This window comes from Arthrobacter crystallopoietes BAB-32, assembly GCF_000328305.2.
GTDB lineage: Bacteria > Actinomycetota > Actinomycetes > Actinomycetales > Micrococcaceae > Crystallibacter > Crystallibacter crystallopoietes_A.
Genome location: NZ_ANPE02000042.1, coordinates 1 through 5,314, shown reverse-complemented (window position 1 = coordinate 5,314; position 5,314 = coordinate 1). Strand labels below are relative to the sequence as shown.

General features: G+C 69.0%; 4 protein-coding genes and 1 pseudogene. 1 reads left to right on the top strand and 4 read right to left on the bottom strand.

Annotated elements, in window-relative coordinates:
- The 4 genes from D477_RS01155 to D477_RS01140 all read right to left on the bottom strand — a co-directional run.
- On the bottom strand, positions 1–1,141 hold a 1,141-nt coding region (locus tag D477_RS01155; protein WP_005266459.1), incomplete at its 3' end, for an ABC transporter permease.
- A 3-nt stretch (positions 1,142–1,144) separates the two neighbouring features.
- Positions 1,145–1,924 carry an ABC transporter ATP-binding protein gene (locus D477_RS01150; protein ID WP_005266458.1) on the bottom strand — a complete coding sequence of 260 codons (780 nt, stop codon included), beginning with the start codon at positions 1,922–1,924 and terminating at the stop codon, positions 1,145–1,147.
- Between the two features lie 111 nt (positions 1,925–2,035).
- Complete coding sequence (locus D477_RS01145; RefSeq protein WP_005266457.1) at positions 2,036–2,767, bottom strand: response regulator; 732 nt, start codon at positions 2,765–2,767, stop codon at positions 2,036–2,038.
- Position 2,768: 1 nt separating this feature from the next.
- Positions 2,769–3,977 carry a sensor histidine kinase gene (locus D477_RS01140; RefSeq protein WP_005266456.1) on the bottom strand — a complete coding sequence of 403 codons (1,209 nt, stop codon included), beginning with the start codon at positions 3,975–3,977 and terminating at the stop codon, positions 2,769–2,771.
- Positions 3,978–4,122: 145 nt separating this feature from the next.
- Between D477_RS01140 and D477_RS01135 the strand changes: the two are divergent.
- Positions 4,123–5,191, top strand: a pseudogene (locus D477_RS01135) (3-isopropylmalate dehydrogenase).
- Positions 5,192–5,314: the final 123 nt, after the last annotated feature.

The window sequence follows — 5,314 nt, the reverse complement described above, 5'->3', positions numbered from 1 at the left end:
CCGGAGCCAGGGCCGCCAGGACGGTCATCAGGATCCCGGTGCCGGCCCCGGCCAGGACGGCCAGCGGCGTGACGGCGAGCGCAGCGAAGCCGGTGTCCGGCTGCTGCTGGAGCCAGGCGATGAGCCCGGCCAGCAAACCAACGGCGCCGAGGACGCCCGCCGCCGAGGAGACCGCGCCGACCAGCAGCGCCTCTACGAGGACCGAGCCGCGGATCTGCTTCCGGTCCGCACCGATGCAGCGCAGCAGGGCCAGTTCGCGGGTGCGCTGGGCGATCAGTACGGAGAACGTGTTGGCCACCACGAGGCTGCAGACCAGCAGGGCGACGAGGGCGAAGGCCAGCAGCACCACGGTCAGCTGGTCCGTGCCGCCGGTGAAGCTGGCAACCAGCTCCTTGGTCTGCTCAGCGGGGGTGTTGACGGTGGCGGCACCGAAGCCGGCGGCAGCCAGTGCCGCGGACACGGATTCCCGCACCTCCGCGGCACCCGCGTCCGGTGCCAGGTCCAGTTGGATGGTACGGAACTCGGCCGGGGCGTCGGCGGAGGAGAGCTGGCCCAGCACGGCATGCGGGGCGAGGAACTGCGGCTGGCCCATCATCAGCGGGTCGGCCGACGCCCTGGTGATGCCGGAGACGGTCAGGGCGTGGCCGCCGGCGGCAAGGCTTTGGGCCGCGACGCTGCCGGTGGCCGGGGCCAGCTGGAGTGTGGCTCCGGGGGAGAGCTGCAGGCGTTCGGCGGTGGTCTGGTCGAGAGCCACTTCGCCAGCGGCGGGCCAGGCGCCCTCGAGCAGCTCCGCGGCGTTCAGCCCCGGGGCTTCGGCCAGGTTCTGCAGCACGCCGAAACCGGCGGAACCGGCAGCGCCGAACGCGATGTACGCCTGCTGCTGGACGTAGGTCTCCGCGACGCCGTCCGCCCCGGCCACGGCCTTGGCTGCCGCCTGATCCAGCGGCTGCTCGGGTCCCGGCGTGACCACCAGGTCCGCGTTCCGGAAACCGGCCCCGACGCTGTTGGCCAGCGAGGCCTCCGAGGAGGCGTTGACCATGAGGGTCGCGGTGAGGAAGCCTACGGCCACCATGACCGCGATTCCGACGGCGATGAACCGGCGGGTGTGGGTCTTGACCTCCGCGAGGGCTACTTTCAGCATGCCTCAAGCCCCCAGTCCGGCGAGCGCTGCGAGTACCGACTCCGTGTCCGGCTGATCGAGTTCGCCGACCAGCCGGCCGTCGTTCATCAGGACCACGCGGTCCGCGTAGGAGGCGGCGACCGGATCGTGGGTGACCATGATGATGCTCTGGCCCATTTCCTGCGAAGACCGGCGCAGCAGGGCCAGCACCTCGGCGCCGGACTTCGAATCCAGGTTGCCGGTCGGTTCGTCGCCGAAGACCACATCCGGGCGGGTCAGCAGTGCACGGGCCACTGCCACACGCTGCTGCTGGCCCCCGGAGAGCTCATGCGGCCGGTGCTTGAGCCGCTCGGCGAGGCCCAGGATCGCGGTGATGTAGTCCAGCCACTGGGCATCCACCTTGCCACCGGCGAGGGCGATGGGCAGCGTGATGTTCTGCTCGGCGGTCAGCGTCGGCACGAGGTTGAAGGCCTGGAAGACGAAGCCCACGCGCTCGCGGCGCAGCCTGGTCAGCTGGGCGTCGCCCAGCGCCGTGATCTCGGTGCCGCCGATCCGGATGCTGCCCGAGTCGGCCGAATCCAGCCCGGCCAGGCAGTGCATCAGCGTGGACTTGCCCGAGCCGGAGGGACCCATGATCGCGGTGAACTTGCCGCTCTCGAAGGAAACGCTCACTTCCCTGAGCGCCTGCACGCGGGTGTCGCCGCTGCCGTAGGTTTTGCTGAGGGCCTCGGTGGCCGCCGCCGGTGCGGCAGAGCCGGAGGACCGGGGGAGCGGGGCGGATGAATGCGCGGTTCTGGTAGTCATACTCCCACGCTATGAAGCCGAAGGGGGCCGGCGGATCGGACCCCGGGCTGGTCTTCGCGGGTGCAGCTCATACCCAGGGTGGAGGTCCGCCCCGGTCCGCGGGCTGAGGTGCTAGGGCGCGGCGATCCCGGTTTCGTAGGCGATGACCACGGCCTGCACACGGTCGCGGGCCTTCAGCTTGGCCAGGATGTGGCCCACGTGAGTCTTGACGGTCGCCTCGGACAGGAACAGGGTGGCGGCGATTTCCGGATTGGACAGCCCCTGGGCGATCAGGGTGAACACTTCGCGCTCGCGGGCAGTCAGGGTCTCCACGGCGGCAGCATGCCGGCTCACCTGCGCGGACGGAGTGCGCAGCAGGGGAGCCACGTGGTCCAGCAGCCGGCCTGTGGTCGACGGCGCGATCACGGCGTCGCCCCGGTACACGGTGCGGATGGCCGCGAGCAGCTCCTCCGGCGGGGCGTCCTTCAGCAGGAAGCCGCTGGCTCCGGCCTGGATGGCCGAGAGGGCGTATTCGTCCAGGTCGAAGGTCGTCAGGACCACGACCTTCAGGTCCCGCCCGGCCGAGCCTTCAGGCTTGGCGGCCGCCCTTTCCAGCAGGGCCGTGGTGGCTTCGATCCCGTCCATGCCCGGCATGCGGACGTCCATCAGTACGACGTCGGCGCGCACCTTGGCCAGTTCGCGCACCGCTTCGTGTCCGTTGCCCGCTTCCGCTACGACCTCGAGGTCCGGCTGCGAATTGATGAGCATCTTGAAGCCGCCGCGCACCAGCTGCTGGTCATCGACCAGCGCTACCTTAATGGGACCGGTGCCAAGGTTGTCGTCCGGTGACGGCGGGGTAGCCACATCAAGCCTCCGTGTAGGGGATGAACGCAAGGACGCGGAAACCTCCGCCGCTCTTCGGGCCGGCTTCCACCGTCCCATCGTAGAGGGCCAGCCGTTCGGCCATTCCCGCGATCCCCTGGCCGCTGCCTGCGGTGGAAGGATCGGCAGCCGCGCCCCGCCCGTCGTCGATAATTGCCAGGTCAAGTCCGCGGCCGCTCCACTCCAGCCGGACGGTCACGGTGGCATCGGGCCCGGCATGCTTGAGGACGTTGGTCAGTGCCTCCTGCACCACCCGGTAGCCGGTGAGTTCGGCGCCGGCAGGCAGGGGACGGCGCGGCTGGCCAACCCATTCGTGCTCGACCTCAAGGCCGGAGCGGCGCACCGTTTCGACCAGGGTTTCCACGTCGGCCAAGCCGGGCAGCGGGCGGGTCGAGGCAACTTCGTCGCCGCGCAGGACGCCGAGGAGGCGCCGCATTTCGCGCAGCGAGGTGCGGCCGGTTTCGGCAATGGTGGCCAGCGTCTGCCCTGCGATGGCTGGATCCTGGGCGCTGGCATAGCGGGCCCCGTCGGCCTGGGTAATGATCACGGAGAGGGAGTGCGCCACGATGTCATGCATTTCGCGCGCGATGTGGCTGCGTTCGTCTGCCGCCGCCAGGTCCCGTTCCTGCTGGCGTTCGATTTCCAGCCGGCGCGCCCGGTCCTGCAGCGCCTGCACCGCGAGGCGCCGGGTGCGGGCCAGGTCGCCGAAGGTCCAACAGGCCAGGACCACAGCGTCGACGGCGACAAGGCCCACGAGGTAGACGGGAATCAGCACTTCCACCCCGCCGCCGGCCGGGCCGACCCCGTAGCCGCTCGGGATGAACCAGTAGCGGATGATGAAGAGCAGGCCGCCGACCATGGCCATGATGAGGCCGCCGAGGCTGGCCCAGCGGGGAGCATAGGCGGCCAGTGAATAGACGGCCACGAGCACGAGGACGTCGGCCGGCAGGGGCTCGGCGAGCAGCAGCACCTGGGCCAGGCACGCAATGGCCATGGCCAGGCCGGACTGCCAGGGACGGGTGCGGCGCCAGGCCAGCGGCACCACGATGCCTGCCGAGAGCACGAAGGCTGCCGGGTCGGCAGTGAGCAGGAACGGCAGCACGAAGAAGACGACCGCAACCAGCATGGCAATCAGGTCGACTTTGCCCTGGTTGTCCTGGAGCCAGCGGTAGATTCGGTGGTGAACACGCATGATGACATTGACTCTAGGGCCGGCAGGACCACGGAGGCGTCATGCCGGAGTCTGATCTTCCAGCCCCTGGCCGTTTGCCGATCATGCTGTCCATTTAATGAGATGTGTTGCTCAGGATGTGGGATGACTTCCTAAACTGGAGGGCATGAACGCAGCAGATTCCAAGGCATTTTCACTGGCAGTCATCCCCGGCGACGGTATCGGCCCCGAGGTCATCGCCGAGGCGGTCAAGGTCCTGCAGGCCGCAACGGCCGGCGAGCCGGTCCGGTTCGAGCTGACCGAGTACCTGCTCGGTGCCGAGCATTGGCTGGCCACCGGCGAAACGCTGCCAGACGCCACCTTGGACCGGCTGCGCAGCCACGATGCCATTCTTTTCGGGGCCATCGGCGCCGCCCCCGGGCGATACGCGGATCCCCTCCGGCCTGATTGAGCGTGAACTGCTGCTGAAGCTGCGTTTCAGCCTTGACCACTTCATTAACCTGCGCCCGGCGAAGCTGTTCCCCGGGGTGCCAAGCCCGCTGGCCAACCCTGGCCCGATCGACTTCGTAGTGGTCCGCGAGGGGACCGAAGGCCCCTACGTGGGCAATGGCGGGGCGCTGCGCGTCGGGACGCCGCACGAGATCGCCACCGAGGTTTCGGTCAACACCGCCCACGGAGTCGAGCGCGTGGTCCGCGATGCCTTCCGCCGGGCCGAGCAGCGCCGGAAGAAGCTGACTCTGGTGCACAAGCACAATGTGCTGGTCCACGCCGGACACCTCTGGCGGCGGACCGTCGAGGCCGTCGGGCGTGAGTACCCGGAGGTCGCCGTCGACTACCTCCACATCGATGCCGCGACCATCTTCATGGTCACCGATCCGTCGCGGTTCGACGTGATCGTCACCGACAACCTGTTCGGCGACATCCTCACCGACCTCGCCGCGGCCGTCACCGGCGGCATCGGCCTGGCCGCCAGCGGCAATATCAATATGGAGGGCACCGCGCCTTCGATGTTCGAGCCGGTCCACGGGTCGGCCCCCGACATCGCCGGCCAGCAGAAGGCGGACCCCACCGCCGCCATTCTTTCCGTGGCGCTGCTGCTCGAGCACCTCGGGCTCGACGAGGCGGCCGGCCGCGTGGAGCAGGCGGTGGAGAAGGACATCGCTGCCCGCGGTACGGCGGCACGGACGACGGCGGAGACCGGCAATGCGATCGCGTCGCTTTTGGCAGTACGCTAGTTAGCGATCATTAACTTTTCGGCACAGCGCCGTGCTGTTCAGAGGTGGAGGAAAAATGACAACAGCGCTGGAGTTTACCCAGCAACTCTCCGAGCATCCGAAGAGCGCCGAAGAACGTGCTGC

Bases quoted from the DNA above. Each gene is read 5' to 3' on its own strand.
- D477_RS01150 (WP_005266458.1), bottom strand. From the start codon at position 1,924: ATGACTACCAGAACCGCGCATTCATCCGCCCCGCTCCCCCGGTCCTCC.
- D477_RS01140 (WP_005266456.1), bottom strand. From the start codon at position 3,977: ATGCGTGTTCACCACCGAATCTACCGCTGGCTCCAGGACAACCAGGGC.